16 protein-coding genes and 1 riboswitch are annotated in these 18,686 nt (G+C 60.4%); of the genes, 9 read left to right on the forward strand and 7 right to left on the reverse strand.

All coding sequences use genetic code 11. The features are described 5' to 3' along the window. The first annotated feature begins 46 nt into the window (after positions 1–46). Complete coding sequence (gene moaB, locus ABF757_RS04790) at positions 47–601, forward strand: molybdenum cofactor biosynthesis protein B (RefSeq protein WP_025859935.1); 555 nt, start codon at positions 47–49, stop codon at positions 599–601. Beyond that, a complete protein-coding gene (locus ABF757_RS04795; protein WP_025859936.1) occupies positions 594–1,172 on the forward strand; it encodes a DJ-1/PfpI family protein in 579 nt (192 codons plus the stop codon). Before moaB ends, ABF757_RS04795 begins: the two co-directional genes overlap by 8 nt. 65 nt (positions 1,173–1,237) lie before the next feature. Here ABF757_RS04795 and folE read toward each other — a convergent pair whose 3' ends face one another. After that, positions 1,238–1,858 (reverse strand): GTP cyclohydrolase I FolE, encoded by a 621-nt coding sequence (folE, locus tag ABF757_RS04800; RefSeq protein WP_025859937.1) that lies wholly within the window; start codon positions 1,856–1,858, stop codon positions 1,238–1,240. A 31-nt stretch (positions 1,859–1,889) separates the two neighbouring features. Continuing rightward, positions 1,890–2,360: a Co2+/Mg2+ efflux protein ApaG gene (gene apaG, locus ABF757_RS04805; protein ID WP_025859938.1), complete on the reverse strand. Its 471-nt coding sequence runs from the start codon at positions 2,358–2,360 to the stop codon at positions 1,890–1,892. Positions 2,361–2,965: 605 nt separating this feature from the next. On the opposite strand from apaG, the gene ABF757_RS04810 reads away from it, so the two are divergent. The 3 genes from ABF757_RS04810 (at position 2,966) to ABF757_RS04820 (ending at position 7,885) form a co-directional block, all read left to right on the forward strand. After that, the gene (locus ABF757_RS04810) at positions 2,966–4,786 is read left to right on the forward strand and encodes a hypothetical protein (RefSeq protein WP_415481163.1); all 1,821 of its coding nucleotides are present in this window, start codon (positions 2,966–2,968) and stop codon (positions 4,784–4,786) included. 40 nt (positions 4,787–4,826) lie between these two features. Further along, the gene (locus ABF757_RS04815) at positions 4,827–6,518 is read left to right on the forward strand and encodes an alpha-keto acid decarboxylase family protein (RefSeq protein ID WP_025859940.1); all 1,692 of its coding nucleotides are present in this window, start codon (positions 4,827–4,829) and stop codon (positions 6,516–6,518) included. A 71-nt stretch (positions 6,519–6,589) separates the two neighbouring features. Beyond that, positions 6,590–7,885 carry an MFS transporter gene (locus ABF757_RS04820; RefSeq protein WP_415481164.1) on the forward strand — a complete coding sequence of 432 codons (1,296 nt, stop codon included), beginning with the start codon at positions 6,590–6,592 and terminating at the stop codon, positions 7,883–7,885. A gap of 124 nt (positions 7,886–8,009) precedes the next feature. Here ABF757_RS04820 and metZ read toward each other — a convergent pair whose 3' ends face one another. The 4 genes from metZ to ABF757_RS04840 form a co-directional block, all read right to left on the reverse strand. Next, positions 8,010–9,218 (reverse strand): O-succinylhomoserine sulfhydrylase, encoded by a 1,209-nt coding sequence (gene metZ, locus ABF757_RS04825; protein ID WP_415481165.1) that lies wholly within the window; start codon positions 9,216–9,218, stop codon positions 8,010–8,012. 93 nt (positions 9,219–9,311) lie between these two features. Then, a riboswitch (SAM riboswitch) is annotated at positions 9,312–9,391 on the reverse strand. 89 nt (positions 9,392–9,480) lie between these two features. Further along, a complete protein-coding gene (locus ABF757_RS04830) occupies positions 9,481–10,632 on the reverse strand; it encodes a bifunctional GNAT family N-acetyltransferase/(deoxy)nucleoside triphosphate pyrophosphohydrolase (protein WP_415481166.1) in 1,152 nt (383 codons plus the stop codon). Further along, on the reverse strand, positions 10,625–11,731 hold the full coding sequence (locus ABF757_RS04835) for a Rieske 2Fe-2S domain-containing protein (protein WP_415481167.1): 1,107 nt from the start codon (positions 11,729–11,731) through the stop codon (positions 10,625–10,627). The genes ABF757_RS04830 and ABF757_RS04835 overlap by 8 nt, the downstream gene beginning before the upstream one ends. Before the next feature lie 155 nt (positions 11,732–11,886). Further along, complete coding sequence (locus tag ABF757_RS04840) at positions 11,887–12,762, reverse strand: ATP-binding protein (protein WP_415481168.1); 876 nt, start codon at positions 12,760–12,762, stop codon at positions 11,887–11,889. 142 nt (positions 12,763–12,904) lie between these two features. On the opposite strand from ABF757_RS04840, the gene yajC reads away from it, so the two are divergent. Then, positions 12,905–13,261: a preprotein translocase subunit YajC gene (gene yajC / locus ABF757_RS04845; RefSeq protein ID WP_025859942.1), complete on the forward strand. Its 357-nt coding sequence runs from the start codon at positions 12,905–12,907 to the stop codon at positions 13,259–13,261. 45 nt (positions 13,262–13,306) lie between these two features. On the opposite strand, the gene ABF757_RS04850 is transcribed toward yajC, so the two are convergent. Beyond that, positions 13,307–15,547 carry a primosomal protein N' gene (locus tag ABF757_RS04850; RefSeq protein WP_415481169.1) on the reverse strand — a complete coding sequence of 747 codons (2,241 nt, stop codon included), beginning with the start codon at positions 15,545–15,547 and terminating at the stop codon, positions 13,307–13,309. A 119-nt stretch (positions 15,548–15,666) separates the two neighbouring features. Here ABF757_RS04850 and ABF757_RS04855 point away from each other — a divergent pair, with 119 nt between their 5' ends. The 3 genes from ABF757_RS04855 to ABF757_RS04865 are packed head-to-tail and all read left to right on the forward strand — an operon-like array spanning position 15,667 to position 18,626. After that, the gene (locus tag ABF757_RS04855) at positions 15,667–16,644 is read left to right on the forward strand and encodes a tyrosine recombinase XerC (protein ID WP_415481171.1); all 978 of its coding nucleotides are present in this window, start codon (positions 15,667–15,669) and stop codon (positions 16,642–16,644) included. Between the two features lie 30 nt (positions 16,645–16,674). After that, entirely contained in the window at positions 16,675–17,637 is a 963-nt protein-coding gene (gene pip, locus ABF757_RS04860; protein WP_415481172.1) for a prolyl aminopeptidase, read from the forward strand. Continuing rightward, positions 17,637–18,626 (forward strand): retroviral-like aspartic protease family protein, encoded by a 990-nt coding sequence (locus ABF757_RS04865; RefSeq protein ID WP_415481173.1) that lies wholly within the window; start codon positions 17,637–17,639, stop codon positions 18,624–18,626. The genes pip and ABF757_RS04865 overlap by 1 nt, the downstream gene beginning before the upstream one ends. The last annotated feature ends 60 nt before the right edge of the window (positions 18,627–18,686 follow it).

The following is an 18,686-nucleotide window of genomic DNA, read 5'->3' on the forward strand; positions in this document are numbered from 1 at the left end:
TTCGGCGGGGCCGGGGAGAGCCCAAGGCAGAGAGAAGACAGGTTTTATGTCCAGAATTGATACAAGCAGACCCTTCCTGCCGGTGCGGATCGCGGTCATGACCGTGTCGGATACGCGCACGCTGGAAACCGATTCCTCGGGCACGACACTTGCTGCCCGTGTTGAGGCGGCAGGTCATGTTCTGGCGGATCGCGCCATTGTGCCCGATGATGCCGGGCTGATCGAACAGAGGCTGCGTGCGTGGATAGCGGACCCCATGGTGGATGTGGTCATTACCAGTGGCGGCACCGGCGTTACCGGGCGCGATGTCACGCCCGAGGCCTTTGAGCGCGTGCTGGAAAAACGCATTGAAGGTTTTGGAGAGCTGTTCCGCATGCTGTCTTACAGCAAGATCGGCACCTCCACCATTCAATCCCGTGCGCTCGCGGGGGTTGCCGGGGGCACCTATCTTTTCGCGCTGCCGGGTTCGACCGGCGCGGTCAAGGACGGGTGGGACGATATTCTGGTGTTCCAGCTCGATAGCCGCCATCGCCCCTGTAACTTTGTGGAACTCATGCCCCGCCTGCGCGAAGGGCTGAAAGAGGACGATACCCATGTCTGATGATGTGAAACTGCTGATGCTGGCCGGTGATTACGTTGAGGACTACGAAATCATGGTGCCCTATCAGGCGCTGTTGATGCTCGGATACGCGGTGGACGTTGTCTGCCCCGGCAAAAAGGCGGGCGACAAGGTGCTGACCGCCATCCATGATTTCGAAGGGGCGCAGACCTATAGCGAAAAGCCCGGTCATGCTTTCGTGCTGAATGCGGATTTCGAAAGCGTTGATACTGACAGTTATCTGGGTCTGATCGTGCCGGGTGGCCGTGCGCCGGAATATCTGCGGCTGAACGCTCGTGTGCTTGAAATTGTCCGTGCCTTTGCCGACCGCCCGACAGCGGCGATCTGCCATGGGGCTCAGCTTCTGGCCGCGGCAGGCACCATCAAGGGCCGCAAGGTTTCGGCCTACCCGGCCTGCAAACCGGAAGTGGAACTGGCTGGCGGCGTTTATGCCGATATCGCTCTGACGGATGCGGTGACCGATGGGGAATTGGTGACAGCCCCGGCCTGGCCTGCACATCCTGCGTGGCTTGCCCAGTTTATCAAAGTGCTGGGGGCCAGCGTTTCCATCTGACGCTAGTGCTTTGGCAAGACTGAAAACACCTCCCGGACAGCCCGTTCGGGAGGTGTTTTTTTGCTTTAGAAGTCCTGTGTGCCGGGGCGGTTGAGCATGGCCATCAGTTCACGCCGGGTATCGGAATTGTTGCGGAACACGCCCAGCATGGAGCTGGTTACCATGGAAACACCGGGTTTGTGTACGCCGCGCGTTGTCATGCACTCATGGGCCGATTCAATAATGACCGCAACGCCGTGGGGCTCCAGCACATCATTGATCGTATTGGCGATCTGCGCTGTCATACGTTCCTGAATCTGCAACCTGCGGGCATAGGCATCCACCACGCGGGCCAGTTTGGAAATGCCCACCACGCGCTGGCGCGGCAGGTAGGCGACATGGGCGCGGCCGATAATGGGGGCCAGATGATGCTCGCAATGGCTTTCAAAGCGGATATCGCGCAGCAGCACGATTTCATCATACCCATCCACTTCCGAAAAAGTCCGGCGCAGCAGGCTTGCCGGGTCGATTTCGTAACCGGAGAAAAAATCCGTATAGGCGCGGGCAACGCGGGCGGGCGTATCCAGCAGGCCTTCGCGCGTCGGGTCATCACCTGCCCAGCGCAAAAGGGTGCGCACAGCCTGTTCGGCTTCGGTCTGGGTCGGGCGGTCAGTCTGGCTGTCTGTGTTGGGCGGCGGCGCGCTCATGCCGGTCTCCTGTCTGCGAACAAAATTCGGATTAATGAAGCAGTGCCTGCTGGAACGGGCTGTCCAGACTGAAAGCGGGAATGGTCACGTCAAAGCATGTGCCGGTCGTGGTGTCGCGCATCAGATAGGTGCCGCGCATGAAGCCGCCGGGTGTGCCCAGAGCCGCACCCGATGTGTATTCGAACTTGGTGCGCGGCTGGATAATGGGCTGTTCCCCCACCACACCCGCACCCTGCACGTGTTCCTCGCGGCCTTGCGTGTCGGTAATGAGCCATGTGCGTTCAAGCAACTGCACGGGGTTGGCGCTGTCATTGCCGATACGGATACGATAGGCCCAGCAATAGCTGCCTTCGTCCGGTTCGGACTGGTCAGCCAGCCAGAAAACCTGCACCTGCACGCGTATGGCGCCAGTGACCATTTCGTAAACGGGCAGTGCCGCGAACAGGTCGGTGTAGGGTTCTTCCAGTTCATGCGACAGAGGGAGGGCAGCCCGGTCGGCCATGGGCGAGTGTGCTCCTGAACATATGAGGGGAAGCCGTGCCAGCAGTTTGCTCCGCCCACATGAGCTGGTGCACGCGCTGTCTGGTTCAAGATCAAGGCGGGCAGCACTATCATAAACAGGGGGCTTCTGCCAAGCGCTGCGGGCCGGAACCGCCTGAAAGGCGCGGGGGCTGGAGTGTCGAGAAGCGGAAAGCTCTAAAATTTTTCTTAAAGTCATGCTGTTGTCATAATGGGGGTGAGGTGGAGAAAGTATAATAATACAAAAAATATATATGACTCGAGTTTCTGTTTATTTTTATATTTCGAATCTCAGGGCAATAAAATTTCATTATAACCTTTTCGCTCGGTACACGGAGAATTGTGGTTTTTCTTGACCATTTTTGGGGCGCGCGTTATTGACGATTATTGAAATGATAACCGCGCATTGTTTGTAGAAATAAAAAGCAGGGTCAGACCCATATGCAGGTCAGGCCGATATAAAAAAACGCTTCCTGCAGAGTGTGCATACCCCAAGGGGCAGGCGTGATATTTGCCATTTTACAGAACAGGGCCAGAAAGCGCGGGCTCAAAGCCCAGTTGCTGATTGGGGCAACTGTTTTTTGTGTAATGGATATGCCTGTTACATCCTACGCGGATGACGCGCAGGAAATTGCCTTAATCAAAGCGCAGATGCGTAAACTTGCAGCGCAGGTCGAAGCGATTGAGCAGCGGCAGGCGCACAAGCAGCATGGTGGCACACCCCATGTGGCTGCTGGTAAAGGGCCCGGAACTGCCACCCACGTGGCCGATACTGTTCCCGCTGGGGCAGTTGGCGCGGGAGGGGCGGTCCATCCCGCAGTGTCTGCGGGTGTTTTTGAACCCGCTATTCGTTTTTCATCTGATACGCAGCCTGAGCATGCAAAGGAAATGCTGCCGCTCAAAGTGCGTGATGGGGCGCGGGAACGGGCGGCTTTCGAGTGGATGCCCGACGCCAATCAGCCGCCTACGACCAAATCCACCATCGATCTGTCATCTGCCAGCCCGCAGGCCATTACGCAAACGGCTGTGGATACTCTGCCGCCCATTTTCAGTATTGGCGGTATTTCCGTGCGGCTTGGTGGCTTTGTGGAACTCTCCAATATCTGGCGTGATTCCAATATGACAAGCGGCCCGGCTACGGCGTGGGGCAGTTTTCCTTATGCCAACAGCCATAATCATGGGTTGAGTGAGGAGCGTCTTTCCTCACAGCTTAGCCGCATGTCGGTGCTTATGGAGGCTAATCCGTCCAAGTCGGTGCGGTTGCAGGCTTATGTTGAGAGCGACTTTGCCGGTGCGGGTGTAAGTAGCAACAGCGTGCAGATCAATGGCTATGTGCCCCGTCTGCGGCAGGGATATTTTACCGTTACCGAAAAAAACTGGGGTTTTCACCTGCTCATGGGGCAGGCGTGGAGTTTGGCTACTAATTACGCCAAGGGTATTCTGCCCCGGCAGGAGCAGCTTCCTGCGGTTACAGATAATAACCAGATTCCGGGCATTGTTTTTACCCGCGTGCCGCAAATTCGTATCGGCAAGGATTGGAACCAGAAATACTGGCTGGGCCTTTCCATTGAAGACCCGGAGGCAACAGTCGCGTTTTCGGGCAACACGTCATCTGGTGGCACACTGCCCGCAGCCTATGGCGATACCACCGGGGCAACGGTGTATTACACCAATGCTGGCGGCGTGTTGCTGAATTCCACCACCCAGTACACCAACAACCCCGTGCCGGATATTATCCTCAAAGGGGCGGTGGATACCTCGTTCGGGCATTATGAGGTTTTTGGCCTTGCGCGGTGGTTCCGCTCTGTGGCCGTAGCCCCGGGTGCGACAACGGCTAAAAAACAGACCTCGTTCGGCGGCGGTGTTGGTGCGGGCATGACCATGCCTTTGGGCACCAACAAGCTGCAACTGACAGGTAACGTGCTGGCAGGTGATGGTATAGGCCGTTACGGGCCAACCCAGTTGCCGGATACCACATTCAATGGTCAGGGTCAGTTTGTGCCTGTTCCCGAAATCATGGGCTCGCTCGGCCTGATCGGGCACCCGACGTCCTCCGTGCTGCTTTATACCTACGGGGGCGTAGAATCCGCCGGGCGCAAATATTACATGGGCGCTGATGGCCGCCAGTATGGCTACGGCGTGAGTGATCTTGATCTGGGTGGCTGCGATACGCCCCCCGGTGTCAAGGAGGCAACCTGCTCGGCCCAGACCCACACGCTGGCATCGTTCACGGCGGGTGGCTGGTGGCATTTCATGCAGGGCCAGTACGGCAGCGTCATGGCGGGTCTGCAATACACCTATATTCGGAAGTTTGCCTATACAGGCATCGACAGTCACGGCAGCAGTGTGACCCCGACCGCATCGGGCAACACGGTTTATGTGACCTTCCGGTATTTTCCGTTCCAGTAAAGTGGGATCTCAGGATAGCCCACCAAGGGAGAAAGAAAACATGTCTTATACCGTAGGTACTTACCTCGCTGAACGTCTTTCCCAGATCGGACTGAAACACCATTTTGCTGTCGCCGGTGATTATAATCTGGTGCTGCTTGACCAGCTTCTGCTCAATAAGGATTGCGAGCAGGTTTACTGCTGTAACGAACTGAACTGCGGTTTTTCGGCTGAGGGTTATGCCCGCGCCAATGGTGCCGCAGCGGCTGTTGTGACCTTCAATGTTGGGGCTTTTTCTGCCCTGAACGCTATCGGCGGTGCATATGCTGAAAACCTGCCGGTTATCCTGATTTCTGGCGCACCCAACTCCAATGACCATGGTAGTGGGCATATCCTGCACCATACCATTGGTATTCCGGATTACGGCTATCAGCTCGAAATCGCAAAGAAACTGACTTGTGCTGCTGTTTCCATCACCAGTGCGGAAGATGCGCCGGAAAAGATCGACCACGTTATCCGTACAGCCCTGCGTGAAAAGAAGCCGGCCTATATCGAAATCGCCTGCAATATTTCCGCTCAGCCTTGCGCGGCTCCCGGCCCCATCAGCGCTGTTCTGGATGAGCGTCCTTCAGACAAGGAAACGCTTGATGCAGCCGTGGCGGCTGTCGCCAGCTTTATCGAAAAGCACGAAAAGCCCGCTATCCTGATCGGTAGCCGCCTGCGCGCCGCCGGTGCGGAAGCCGCAGCCGTGAAACTGGCTGATGCGCTGGGCTGCGTTGTTGGCACCATGGCCGCAGCGAAAAGCTTCTTCCCTGAAGAGCATCCGGGCTATGTGGGCACCTATTGGGGCAGCGCCAGCACGCCGGGTGTTAACGACATCTTTAACTGGACTGACAGCATTCTGGCGCTGGCACCCATTTTCAACGATTATTCGACCGAAGGCTGGACCGCATGGCCCAAGGGTCCGAACGTTGCCATTCTGGACAAGAACATTACCAAGCTCAACGGCTTTTCGTTCGACAATATCCATCTGAAGGAACTGCTGGAAGCGCTAGCGGCCTACTTCAAGGATAAGCCGAAAAAAGACGCCACTCTGGTTCAGTACAAGCGCGTACATACCGCAACGGTGGTTGAAACCACTGGCAGCGGTGATGACAAGCTGACCCGCGCAGACATCCAGTTGACGCTGCAGAGCCTTGTTACGCCGGAAACCACCATTATTGGTGAGACGGGCGATTCCTGGTTCAACGTAGTGCGCACCAAGCTGCCCAACGGCGCGCGCGTCGAAGTTGAAATGCAGTGGGGCCATATCGGCTGGTCTGTTCCCGCGGCATTCGGCTATGCCGTGGGCGCACCGGAACGTCGCACCATTCTGATGGTGGGTGATGGCTCGTTCCAGCTCACGGCGCAGGAAGTGGCGCAGATGACGCGGCGCAAGCTGCCGGTCATTATTTTCCTGATCAACAACGCGGGTTACACCATCGAAGTTGAAATTCACGATGGCCCCTACAACAACATTAAAAACTGGGACTACGCGGCTGTTGTGAACGCATTCAACGCGGAAGACGGCAAGGGCGTTGGCCTGCGCGCCACCACGGCGGGCGAACTGGCCGATGCGGTCAAGGTTGCGCTGGACAACAAGGAAGGCCCGACCCTGATCGAATGCGTGATCCCGCGTGATGACTGCACCCCGGAACTGATCTCCTGGGGTCGGCATGTGGCTACGGCAAACGCCCGTCCGCCTGCGAAATAACTTAACCCTCTGTGCGCCTGTTTTCCTTGTGGGGAGCAGGCGCACGGTATTTTGCAATATCGGAATTTCTCATGTCGGCTTCTCAGACGTCCAATACAGCGCCTTTGCCGGGTAGTGCGCCGGCAGGACAGCCGCAGACGATCCAGCCCCTTTATGTGCTGGCCTGGTTTTTGTGCGCGCTGTTCTATTTTTACCAATACGCTATCCGTTCAGCGCCCGGCATCATGCAGGACGAGCTGACACAGGCATGGGGTAACAGCCATCTCGGGCTGATGATTGCTTCCTACTATATTGTCTATGCCCTTGCGGCGCTGGCTGTGGGTGTGCTGCTTGATCGCTACGGTGCCCATGCCACCATGCCGGTGGGCATTGCCATTACCAGTGTGGGCTGCCTTATTTTTGCGCAGGGGAGCCTCGCGGCAGGGATCGGGGGGTATGTTATCCAATCCCTCGGCGCTATCTGCGCTTTTGTCGGATCGTCCTATGTGGCGGCCCGTTATCTCCCCGCCCGCACGCTGGCACTTTTTGTCGGGCTTACGCAGTGCCTGGGCATGGCGGGGGCGGCTTTTGGCTCCAAGCCCACACGTATCCTGATCGACCCTAACGGGTCTTTTCACATTCCGTGGCAGACTGTCTGGCTCGGTTTTGGTGTTATCGGCGTGTGTCTGGCCGTAGCGACATGGTTTGTCATGCCGCGTGATACGGGGGACAGCACGGCGCATCACGGGCATCTTTCCCTTGGTAACCTGTTCAAGCCGTTCCGTATTATTTTCGGTAATCCGCAAAGCTGGATCGCGGGTATCGTTGGCGGGCTCTTGTTCGTGCCCACCACCATTGGTGCGCTGGGTTGGGGGGCGTCCATGCTCAGCAAGGGCGAGCACACAACCATGGCTTTCGCAGCCTCGGATGTGTCCATGGTGCCGATTGGCTGGGTTATTGGCTGTCCGCTGCTGGGCTGGATTTCAGACAAGATCGGCCTGCGCAAGCCGGTGCTGATCGGTGGTGCCGTGGTGCTGCTGGCGGCCTCGCTGTGCGCGCTGTACATCCCCGCTGGTGTTATGCCCCGTTATTCGGTTGCTCTGGTGATGGGTATCGCATCTGGCGCGGCCATGATCCCGTTCTCTTCCATGAAGGAAGTGAACCCGCCGGAAGTGAAGGGCACTGCCGCTGGTGTTATGAACTTTCTGGTATTTGGCACCACGGGCGTGATGTCGCCGCTCGTATCCGCGCTGATGGTGGGGGGCGATACCGATAGCATGGCCCTGTTCCATCGGGCATTCATGCCGCTGGTGGTCGGGATTGTTATCGCAATCGGGCTGTCTTTCTGCCTGCGTGAGACTGGCTGGAAAGCGCAGAAGCAGGGCTGAGAACTGTTTTAAGCAGCCGGTAAAACGGGTTTTTCTAACGGGCCTGTCCTTACGGTTATACCGTGGGGGCAGGCCCGTTGTGTTTTATGGGTGGCCCATGATGCCGGGCCACCGGGCATATGGCTTAAAGAGCGGTCAGAGCCGCGAAACCACGTGCCAGATCGTCGATCAGGTCCTGCGCATCTTCCAGCCCGACGGAGAAACGGATCGTCCCTTCGTTGATCCCCAGTGCCGCGCGGGCTTCGGGGGCGATCTTGGAATGGGTGGTGGTGCCCGGGTGCGTGACCAGTGAGCGTGAATCTCCAAGGTTATTGGAAATGGCGATCAGCTTCAGCGCATTCATGAATGCAAAAGCACCCTCGCGCCCGCCCGCAACTTCAAAGGCCACCAGCGTACCGCCAGCGCTCATCTGGCGCTGGGCCAGAGCATATTGCGGGTGATCGGCCCGGCCGGGGTAGCGTACGGTGACAATGCCGGGGGCAGAAGCCAGATAATCCGCCACCTGTGCCGCATTGCGGGTCATGGCGTCCACACGCAGGGAGAGGGTTTCAAGCCCTTTGAGCATGACCCACGCATTGAAGGGCGAAAGGGCGTTGCCGGTATTGCGTGTGAAAGGCTGAAGCGTTTCGGTAATCCACTGGGCGCGGCCCAGCACGGCCCCACCCAGAACACGCCCCTGACCATCGATATGCTTCGTGCATGAATACACGACCACATCCGCTCCCAGCTCAAGCGGTTTCTGGTACACGGGAGAGGCAAACACATTGTCCACCACCACAATGGCCCCGGCCTTGTGCGCCAGAGCGGAAATAGCGGCAATGTCGAGAATTTCCAGCATGGGGTTGGAAGGGCTTTCCAGCAGCACGGCGGCTGTTGGCTCGGACAGGGCTTCGGCCCATTCATCCATGTTGGTACCGTCAACGAATACCGTGGTAACGCCGTAGCGCGGCAGCAGGTTGGCCACGATCCAGTGGCACGAGCCGAACAGGGCGCTGGACGCGACTACGCGGTCACCTGCTTTGACATGAGACAGCAGAGCGGAGGAAACCGCGCCCATGCCGGTTGAGGTGGCAACACAGGCTTCCGCCCCTTCCAGATCAGCCAGACGCCGTTCCAGTGCCGCCACGGTGGGGTTGCCAAAGCGGCTGTACTGGTAGTGGGTGACTTCGCCCGTGAAGGTTTGGGCGGCCTGTTCGGCACTGTCATAGACAAAGCCCGAGGTCAGGAATACGGGTTCGCTGGTTTCGCCATAGGCCGTGCGCTCAAGACCGGCATGGAGCTGGCGGGTGGCGGGGCGCCAGGTGGACTGGCTTGATGTATCGGAGTTGCTCATTCTGGTATCCGGTTTTCTCGTGTCAGACGATCCCGCGCACGTAATCCTGCGGTATCCGTCTGTTGAAACTGACCGTGGAAACCTTGACGTCGGGCGGGCGTCGTCAGGGCCTCTTTAGCGCACTTCTTTTACCTCGCCGCAATCCGGCCGGACAAATCACGAGGACACCCCAACAGGGTGTGCTTTCTGGTTAGGCGCGCAAGGCGGGTGCCGTCAAGCGACATGGCGGGCAGGGCAGGAGCGACCAAAGAGGCGGCTGCTCTCACAGCAGTGCTTGTAGCAGGGGGATGAAAGGCAGGTCCGCTTCGGGCATGGCGTAATCCCGCAGGTTTTCAGGCGCGACCCATGCCAGTTTCTGCCCTTCACGCGGGGTGGGGGTGCCCTGCCAGCGTCTGCACAGATACAGGGGCATGAGCAGGTCAAAACCGGCATAGGCATGCGAGGCAAAGGTAAAGGGAGCCATGCAGGCGCGGCTCATATCCAGCCCCAGTTCCTCATGCAGTTCGCGTGCAAGGGCTGCTTCTGGTGTTTCGCCCGGTTCCACCTTGCCGCCGGGGAACTCCCACAGCCCCGCCATGCTCTTGCCCTCAGGCCTGCGGGCCAGAAGAATCTGTCCGGCCGGGTTGATGAGTGCTGCGGCACTGACCAAAACCAGCCGCCGCGCGGGTGGTCTGTCAGCTTCGGACGGGGGCGATGGTATGCCCGTTTCGATAGCCGTCTCGGCACTGCCTGTAGTGCCAGCGGGGGGAGGGGCATCAGTGTTCGGTGCGGGAGGCTGTGCGGTGGCAGCGGGGGCTTGCCCGGCACTATCGGGTGCGTTTTGGGGGGAGCGAGGCTGGCTGATATCGGCGCGGGTTGCTTCGAACAGTTCCACGGGCAGGTCGGTACCGCGTGCCACAAATTTCTGTCGGTCCGTGCCTGTGTGGCGAAAGCCCGCGCGCTCCAGCACGCGAATGGAGGCCACGTTATCCTGTGCGGCGGTGGCGGTCAGGCGGTCTATGTTCAGGTGAGCCAGCGCCCAGCGTGCAATGCGGCTTGCCGCCAGCGAGGCAAAACTCTGCCCCCAATAGGCGCGGCCTATCCAGTAACCCAGTTGCCCGACGCGGGGAGCATTGTCATGGGGTGCACGGCCTGTCTGGGGCAGCGGCATGATACGCAGGCCAATACAGCCAGCAAGCCTGCCATCAGGCCCCAGTATGGCGAAGTAGAACCCTTCGCCTTTCTGGCAAAGGGTCTGTGTTGCGGTTATCCATTCATCCGCCAGTTCCCGTGGGTAGGGAAAAGGCGGGCGGCTGAGCATGCGCACAACCTCCCAGTCATTGACCAGATGGTGCAGTGCCGGGGCATCATCGGGTGTCAGCAGGCGCAGGCGGCAGGGAGGTGCGTCAAGCTCGAGGGGTAGTGTATCAGGCATGAGACCCAGAGGCTGGCGGCACGCCGCATTCCTTCAGCAGGTCACGTAGCGCGTTGATAACGGGGAAGACCTCCACATTGTGGTCTCCTCCCAGTTCGCGCCAGGCTTTTTGCTCCAGTTCCACAATTTCGCGGTCTTCTGCGAAAATACGCTCGGTAAATGCAACGAGGAACGGCCAGGCCATGTCCAGCAGGCCGGGAATTTTCGGCCGTTTGACCGAGAGTAGGCCAAAGGTGCGGTTGGTGAGTTCATCTGCACTCTGGGGCACGTAGACAATCCACAGATCCATCACGGGGTCTTCATCCCCGGTCTGGATCCGCAGGGTCTGGTAGGGGTATTCGGTGCGGATGGTCATGACATCGCGGTGCTGGAACTTGGCCGAGGCATCGCGCCGTTCACCAAAGATCAGCGCTTCGCCCAGAGGCTGGCTGCCGCCTGTGCGGGCAAAGCTGTAGCGGGCCTCAACCAGACCGGGTTCCTTGATCTGGCCAAGGAAGCGCGGTTTCATCTGGCCCATCTGCTTGGAGTGCATGAACTGATGGTTCATATCCATCAGGTTCTCGTGCATGAAACTGTAGTGGCACCCGACCTCGCGGCCAAAATACCGGGTTTTGTAAGCCGGGTTGGCTGCGCGTGCCAGAGCGGGCGGCAGCGGTTTTGTTTCGGCTTTTTCCGGATCACCGGGGAAGACAAAAATCATCCCATCCTGCTCGCGGCAGGGGAAGGTGCGCACCCCGTTGGGGAGCTTGCCCTTGCCGAGATAGGGCACGTCAATGCAGCGGCCGGAACGGCCATAGGCCCAGCCATGATAGCAGCATTTGACTGAATCGCCTTTGACCTCTCCCTTGCTGAGCGGCACCTGCCGGTGGGCGCAGCGGTCTTCCAGAGCGAAAACCGGGCCTTCTTTGGGGCGTACAAGGGCAATTGGCAGGCCAGCATAGCGCGTGCCGATGGTCTTGCCGGGTTTGACTTCACGTGACCAGGCGACCGGGTACCAATAGTCCGGGTTGGAGCGGACAGTCCGAATGTCGACCCTGCCTGCCTCAGCCGCGTTGGCGGGGGCGCAGTAAACAGGAGCGGCGGGATCAGTCTGGGTCATGGTGCCTCGTATCTGATGACGGTACGCAGGTCTCCCCTGCATTCGATGCTATCTCAACGCATTGGCTGGCGGGACGCAAGACGCGAGAAGGCCTAAAGGCACATTCTTGCACCTTTGCGGCGTGTTTGTGGCCCGCCAGAAGTGCCCAATAGAGATTACGGGGCGAGGGTACCCAGCCGGGCACTCAGGTCTTCGATAAACTGGAACGCCACCCGGCCGGAGCGGCTACCGCGCGTAATGGCCCATTCATTGGCGCGGGCCATCAGTTCGGCTTCGGGTATCGGCAGGGCGCGCTGGGCGGCATAGGCGCGCACCATATCGGCATAGGTGTCCTGCTCGCAGGCGTAAAAACCAAGCCACAGGCCGAACCGGTCGGAAAGGGAGACCTTCTCTTCCGTTGCCTCGGAGGGGTTGATGGCCGTTGCCCGTTCATTTTCGATCATGTCGCGCGGCATCAGGTGGCGGCGGTTGGAGGTGGCGTAAAACAGCACGTTTTCGGGCCGTCCGGCTATGCCGCCATCCAGCACGGATTTGAGGGCCTTATAATCCCTGTCTTCCTTTTCAAAGGACAGGTCATCACAGAACAGGATGAACCGGCGGGGGTTCTCGCGCAAAAGGCTTAGCAGCAGTGGCAGGCTTGTCAGGTCTTCACGCTGGATTTCGATCAGCGCCACCCGCCCCTTGCCGGGTGGGCAGGGTTTGCCATCGATCTGGTTGGTCAGAGCATGCGCCCCTTTGACCAGAGAGGATTTGCCCATGCCGCGTGCGCCCCACAGCATGGCGTTGTTGGCAGGCAGCCCGCTGGCGAAATACTGGGTGTTTTCAACCAGTGTCCGGCGCTGCTGGTCTACCCCGCGCAGCAGGTCAACCGGCACATGGGCTACATGCGCTACGGGCTGCAGTCTGCCGCGTTCAGGAAGCCAGACAAAGGCATCCGCCGTGTCTACACCCTCTAGCGTTGCGGGCGGGGGGGACAGACGTTCCAGCGCCGTGGCGATACGTTCAAGAAGCGGGGTCTGCTCTGCGTCCATAGGGGCCTCTTTTTTCTCCTGTGCAGAAAGCATGCCGGCGCGTGCCGCGAACTTCCATGGAGGAGCTTGACGGAAAAGGATTGAAAACTATGGTCACTTCTTCCGTTTGTGCAACCAGCCTTATTCTGAAAGTCAGCACCTCATGTTCGATTTCCTTATTCCCGCCGCCCACGCCCAGACCGCCGGGGGCGGTGGTGCAGGAGCCGGGCTGATCTCTTTCCTGCCGTTTGTCGCGGTTTTCGCTATCATGTATTTCCTCATGATCCGCCCGCAGCAGCAGCGCCAGAAGCAGCTCAAGGCCGAACTCAAGGCCCTGCGCCGTGGTGACCGGATTGTGACCGCCGGTGGTGTTGTGGGTATTGTGCAGCGCAGCCGCGAGGATTCATCGGAAATCGAAGTGGAAATCGCACCCAATGTGCGTGTGACGGTTCTGCGTGAAACCATTTCCACCGTGCTGACCAGCACGGCCAAGCCTGCGAATGACGAACCCAGCAAGTAAAGCGGGCTGACAGGCTCCGGGCGGAACGCGCTGGCGTTGTTTCGCCTAGAGAAATGAAACCGGGTCGATATCTATATCGACCCGCACGGCCCGGCCGAGATCAACCGCCGCCAGCCATCGGCGCAGGATAGGCTGCACCGCAATGGACCGGCGGGTGCGCAGGAGCAGACGCCGCCTGTGCCGCCCGCGTAGCAGGGCCAGTGGTGCAGGGGCTGGCCCCAGCACCTGAATTCCTTCGCCATAAGGGGCCGCGCGGCCCAGCATGGCGGCGGCATGGTCTGCCGCCTGCGCTTCGGCCGCGCTGATCACCAGTGCTGCCAGCCGCCCGTAAGGGGGCCAGAAACCGGGGCGGCGCTGCTCGGCCTCTTGTGCCATGAAACTGTCGAAATCGCCCGAAAGCAGTGCCTGCATGACCGGGTGTTCGGGCATGTAGCTTTGCAGCAGCACCCGGCCCGGCGCTTCGGCGCGGCCTGCACGCCCGGCAACCTGATGCAGGAGCTGGATCGTGCGCTCACCCGCGCGCAGGTCAGCTCCGCCCAGACCCAGATCGGCATCCACAACGCCCACAAGGGTCAGGTAGGGAAAATGCCAGCCCTTGGCGACGACCTGTGTGCCGATAATCAGATCCGCCTCACGGCGGGAGATTTTTTCAATCGCTGCCGCCGTGGCCTTGGGGCCACCGAGCGTATCGCTCGACATGACCAGAATACGGGCCTCAGGAAAAAGCTCACGCGCTTCTTCCGTAATGCGCTCTATGCCGGGGCCTATGGCGGTCAGGCTGTTTTCTTCGTTGCAGGCAGGGCAGGTCGACGGCAGGGGCTGGGTGGTATCGCAGTAATGGCAGGAGAGCACCTTGCGGGCCCGGTGTTCCACCAGCCACGAGGTGCAGTGCGGGCATTCCATCCGGTGCCCGCAGGCGCGGCACAGGGTTAGCGGCGCATAGCCCCGGCGGTTCAGGAACAGCATGGCCTGCTCCTTTCGCTCCAGTGTCGCGGCTATTTCATCGCGCAGGACAGGGGAGAGAAACAACCCGCGTGGCGGCGGATGATCGCGCAGGTCTAGCAGGCGGGTTTCAGGCAGGGCCGCGCCCCCGTGGCGGGTGGGGAGCACAAGGTGGCGGTAGCGCCCGGCCTCGACATTGGCCAGCGTTTCAAGGCTGGGTGTGGCAGAAGCCAGAATGACCGGAACCCCCGCCAGCCGCCCGCGCAGCACGGCCATGTCCCGCGCGTTGTACATAACCCCTTCCTCCTGCTTGAACAGGGGCTCGTGTTCTTCGTCCACGATCACCAGACCCAGCGACTTGAAGGGCAGGAAAAGGGCCGAGCGGGCTCCCACAACCACCTGTACCGAGCCATCAGCCGTGCCAAGCCATGTCTGCCTGCGCGCTTTCTGCCCGATTTCGGAATGCCATATGGCGGGCGGCACCCCAAAGCGCCGGGCAAAGCGCCCCATCCACTGGGCCGAGAGAGCGATTTCAGGCAGGAGCACAAGCACCTGCCGACCCGTTTTAAGGCAGGCGGCTACGGCTTCCTGATAGATTTCGGTTTTCCCCGAACCCGTAACCCCTTCCAGCAGGGTGACGGAAAAACCGCCTTCATGCACGCAGCCACGCAGGGCTTGTGCCGCCTCAAGCTGCGCGCCTTCAAGCACGGGCGGGCAGTGATCAGGGTCGGGTGTTGCAAAGGCATGGCCGGGGTCAAGGCGCACAGGGCGCAAGGCTCCCGCATCGGCCAGACCGCGAATGACCGCGGCCCCCACGCCTGCGGCACTTGCCAGATCTGTGGTGGTGCGGGGTGGGCCATCGCCCAGGACTGACAGGACTTTCTGCCGTGCCGGTGTCAGGCGGAGTGTGTCGGGTAGGGGGGCGGCCAGCCAGCCCATGCTGGGGGCAGGCACGCCTTGCATGGGCTGGCGCAGGGTCATGGCCAGCACCATGCCGGGGGGCGAGAGCGTATAGGCGGCAACCCAGTTTACGAAACGGCGCAACTCGGCATTGAGGGGGGGGAGGTCAAGCCGTGCGGAAACCGGGCGCAGGCGGCTGGCGGGAACTGGTTTTGTGTCGGTGGCATAGGCGAGGTCGGGTGGAAGGTCCGGGGTCGCATCCCAGACCACGCCGGTTTCAAACCTTCGGCCCAGCGGCACTGTGACAATATCCCCTGGCTGTAACGCCATGGGGGCAGGGGCCGCGTAATCAAAAGCCCCCGCGAACGGCATGGGCAGCAGCACGGACACACGGGCAACGCTGGCCGGGGCATCCATTTCGTGGGAAGAAGGGGGCTGAGCCATGGTTCAGTATTTAAGCCCGTGGCGGCGCAAAGAACAGGGCCAAAAAGCCGGAGCAGGCCTGCTGCGTATGTTGGAACGGCAGGTCGCATACCGGACAGGTGGTTTGACAGGGAGCGCATATGACAGCGGAAGAAGCGGTTCAGCGGTTTATGGAATGGATGGCGGTTGAAAAACGGGCCTCTCCGCGCACGCTTGAGGCTTATAGGGCCGATCTGTCGCGTTTTCTGGTTTTTCTGGCCGGGCATATGAATGGCCTGCCCGATATGGCCGGACTAGGGCAACTGACCCTGCGCGATTTCAGGGCGTGGCTGGCGCAGGAGCAGGCCCGGGCTCTGGCACGAAATGACAGGCCAGCGGTGCGGCCTTCCACCCCCGATCAGGCGGCTCGAACCCGCGCACGCAGGGTTTCGGCCCTGCGGTCGTTTTTCCGCTATCTTGCCCGACGCGAAGGGGTTGAAAATACGGCCATTCAGCTTCTGGGTGGCCCGCGTGTTAAAAAAACACTGCCCCGTCCGTTGTCTCGCCCCGATGCGCTGGCGGCCCCTGAGGATATAGCGGAACTGGCCCGTACCCCCTTTGAGCGCGGGCGGGACAAGGCGCTGTTTCTGCTGCTCTACGGTTGCGGATTACGTATTTCCGAAGCGCTGTCGCTGGATGTGGCGGATATGCGTACCCTTGCCGCTACGGGCGGGCTGCGGATTCAGGGTAAGGGGGGCAAGGAACGGCTGGTGCCCGTGCTGCCGCAGGTGCAGCAGGCGCTGGAGGCATGGTTGGCCCTGCATCCATGCCCTACGGCAGAAGCCCCTCTGTTTGTTGGCGTGCGCGGAGGGCGGTTGCAACCGACCATAGCGCAAAAGGCCATGCGCACATGGCGCACACTTTCCGGCCTGTCCGAGCATGCAACCCCGCATGCACTGCGACATTCCTTTGCCACGCATCTGATGGAAGGGGGGGCGGATTTGCGGGTTATTCAGGAATTGCTGGGCCATGCCAGCCTGTCCACCACCCAGCGCTATACCCTGACAGACGAAGCCCGCCTGCTGGATGTCTGGACGCGCGCGCACCCACGTGCGCAAATGGAACGCAACAGGAAATAACACAGAAAAGTCCAAAGGACGAAAACTGGCATGATGGAAGCATACCGCGCCCCCTGGCCCGAGATCGAACCCTACGCCCACGGTTATCTCGATACGGGTGAAGGGCACGAAATCTACTGGGAGGAATGCGGCAACCCCGATGGCATTCCGGTGGTGTTTTTACATGGCGGGCCGGGGGGCGGCTGTTCCCCAGCCCAGCGTCGGCTGTTTGACCCTACCCGGTATCGTATTGTGCTGTTTGACCAGCGCGGCTGCGGACGCTCACGCCCCCATGCCAGCCTTGAAGCCAATACGACATGGCATCTGGTAGCCGATATCGAACGCCTGCGCGAACAGTGCGGTGTGGCGCAATGGGCGGTGTTTGGCGGCTCGTGGGGTTCAACGCTCGCGCTGGCTTATGCCCAAACCCACCCGGACAGGGTTCTGGCCTTGATGCTGCGCGGCATCTTCACACTGCGGAAGGCCGAACTGCTCTGGTATTATCAGGAGGGTGCCTCATGGCTGTTTCCTGATAAATGGGAGGACTTTCTGGCCCCTATTCCCCAAGCGGAGCGGCACGACATGATGGCCGCCTATCGCCGCCGCCTGACGGACGAGGACAGGGAAACGCGCGTGCAGGCCGCCAAGGCCTGGAGCCTGTGGGAAGGCCGAACCCTGACCCTGCTGCCCTCTCCCGAACTGGAAGAGCAGCATGACGAGGCCGAATATGCTCTGGCCTTCTCGCGTATCGAAAACCATTACTTCGTTCATGACGGCTGGCTGGAGGAGGGGCAGCTTATCCGTGATGTGGAGCGCATCCGGCATATTCCCACCGTGATTGTGCAGGGGCGCTATGACATGGCCACGCCGGTGCGCACGGCATGGGACCTGCACCGGGCATGGCCGGAGGCAGAGTTTCATCTGATTGACGCGGCCGGGCATGCCTTGTTCGAGCCGGGTATCCTGACAGCCCTGCTGAATGCGGCAGACCGTTTTGCCAGAGAACTGGGCTGATGGTCTCCGGGCGGGAAAACAGGCGGGCCGGGTGGGGCAGGCGGGTTTTGCCGTCTCTGCCACGCCATGGCGCGCCTGTGGCCATGGCGTTTCTGGCCATGGCTTTTTTCTGCTCACAAGCGCATGCCGAGCCTGCCGCGTGCCAGCATCTGGTGGCGCGGGTGTCACTGCGTAATGATGCCGGTTTTATCAACGTGCCCGCCAGCCTGAACGGCCATGCTGCGCGGATGATTGTCGATACCGGCTCCGAGGGCAGTCTTGTCTCTCCCGAGGCCATGGCCCTGTTTGATATGCAGCCCGACCGAGAACGGCGGACGGTGGTGCAGGGCACCGGGGGCGAGGGGCGGCTTGTGCCCAATGCCATTATCCATTCCCTGCGGATTGGTACGGTAGAATTTGGCCCGGTTTCCGTCCCGGTAGAGGCCTTGCCCGCCATCCCCGCATTGGTGCCCGCTATTGAAGGGTTGGTGGGGGCTGACCTGCTCTCGCGTTACGATATAGAATTCAGCGTGGCGGAAGGTTGGATGGCGTTCTGGTCGCCCGCAACCGCAACGTGTTCAGGCCCTGTTGGCTGGCGGTATCTGTATCGGGCGGTGCCGCTCGATATTACCCCGCGTAAACGCCTGATGGCGGCGGTGGAACTTGATGGCCATACCCTGCATGCCCTGATCGATAGTGGCGCACGCTCCACCATTGTATCTACTGACGCGGCGCACAGGGCTGGCGTTTCGGCCGCGACACTGGCAGGCGATCCGGGCGGGGTTGCCGCCGGACTGGATGGGCACGGGCAAGTCTATCACTGGCACCGTTTTCAGAGCCTGCGAGTCGGTCAGGAAGATGAAAAAGCACCGGTTTTAACTGTCTCGCCCGTGCATGATACGGCGGACATGCTGCTGGGGGCAGACTGGTTCATGACCCACAGGGTGTGGATTTCTTACGCAACGCGCTCGCTCTACCTCATGCCTGCCCGTAAACGCGTTGAGCCGTAAGAACTCTGGAGCGCACCACCCGGCAGGGCAGAGTGGTGCGCGTTTTAGAGCCTGAGCGTA

The sequence above is a fragment of the Acetobacter papayae genome (genome assembly GCF_047721125.1).
In the GTDB taxonomy this organism is placed as follows: Bacteria; Pseudomonadota; Alphaproteobacteria; order Acetobacterales; family Acetobacteraceae; genus Acetobacter; species Acetobacter papayae.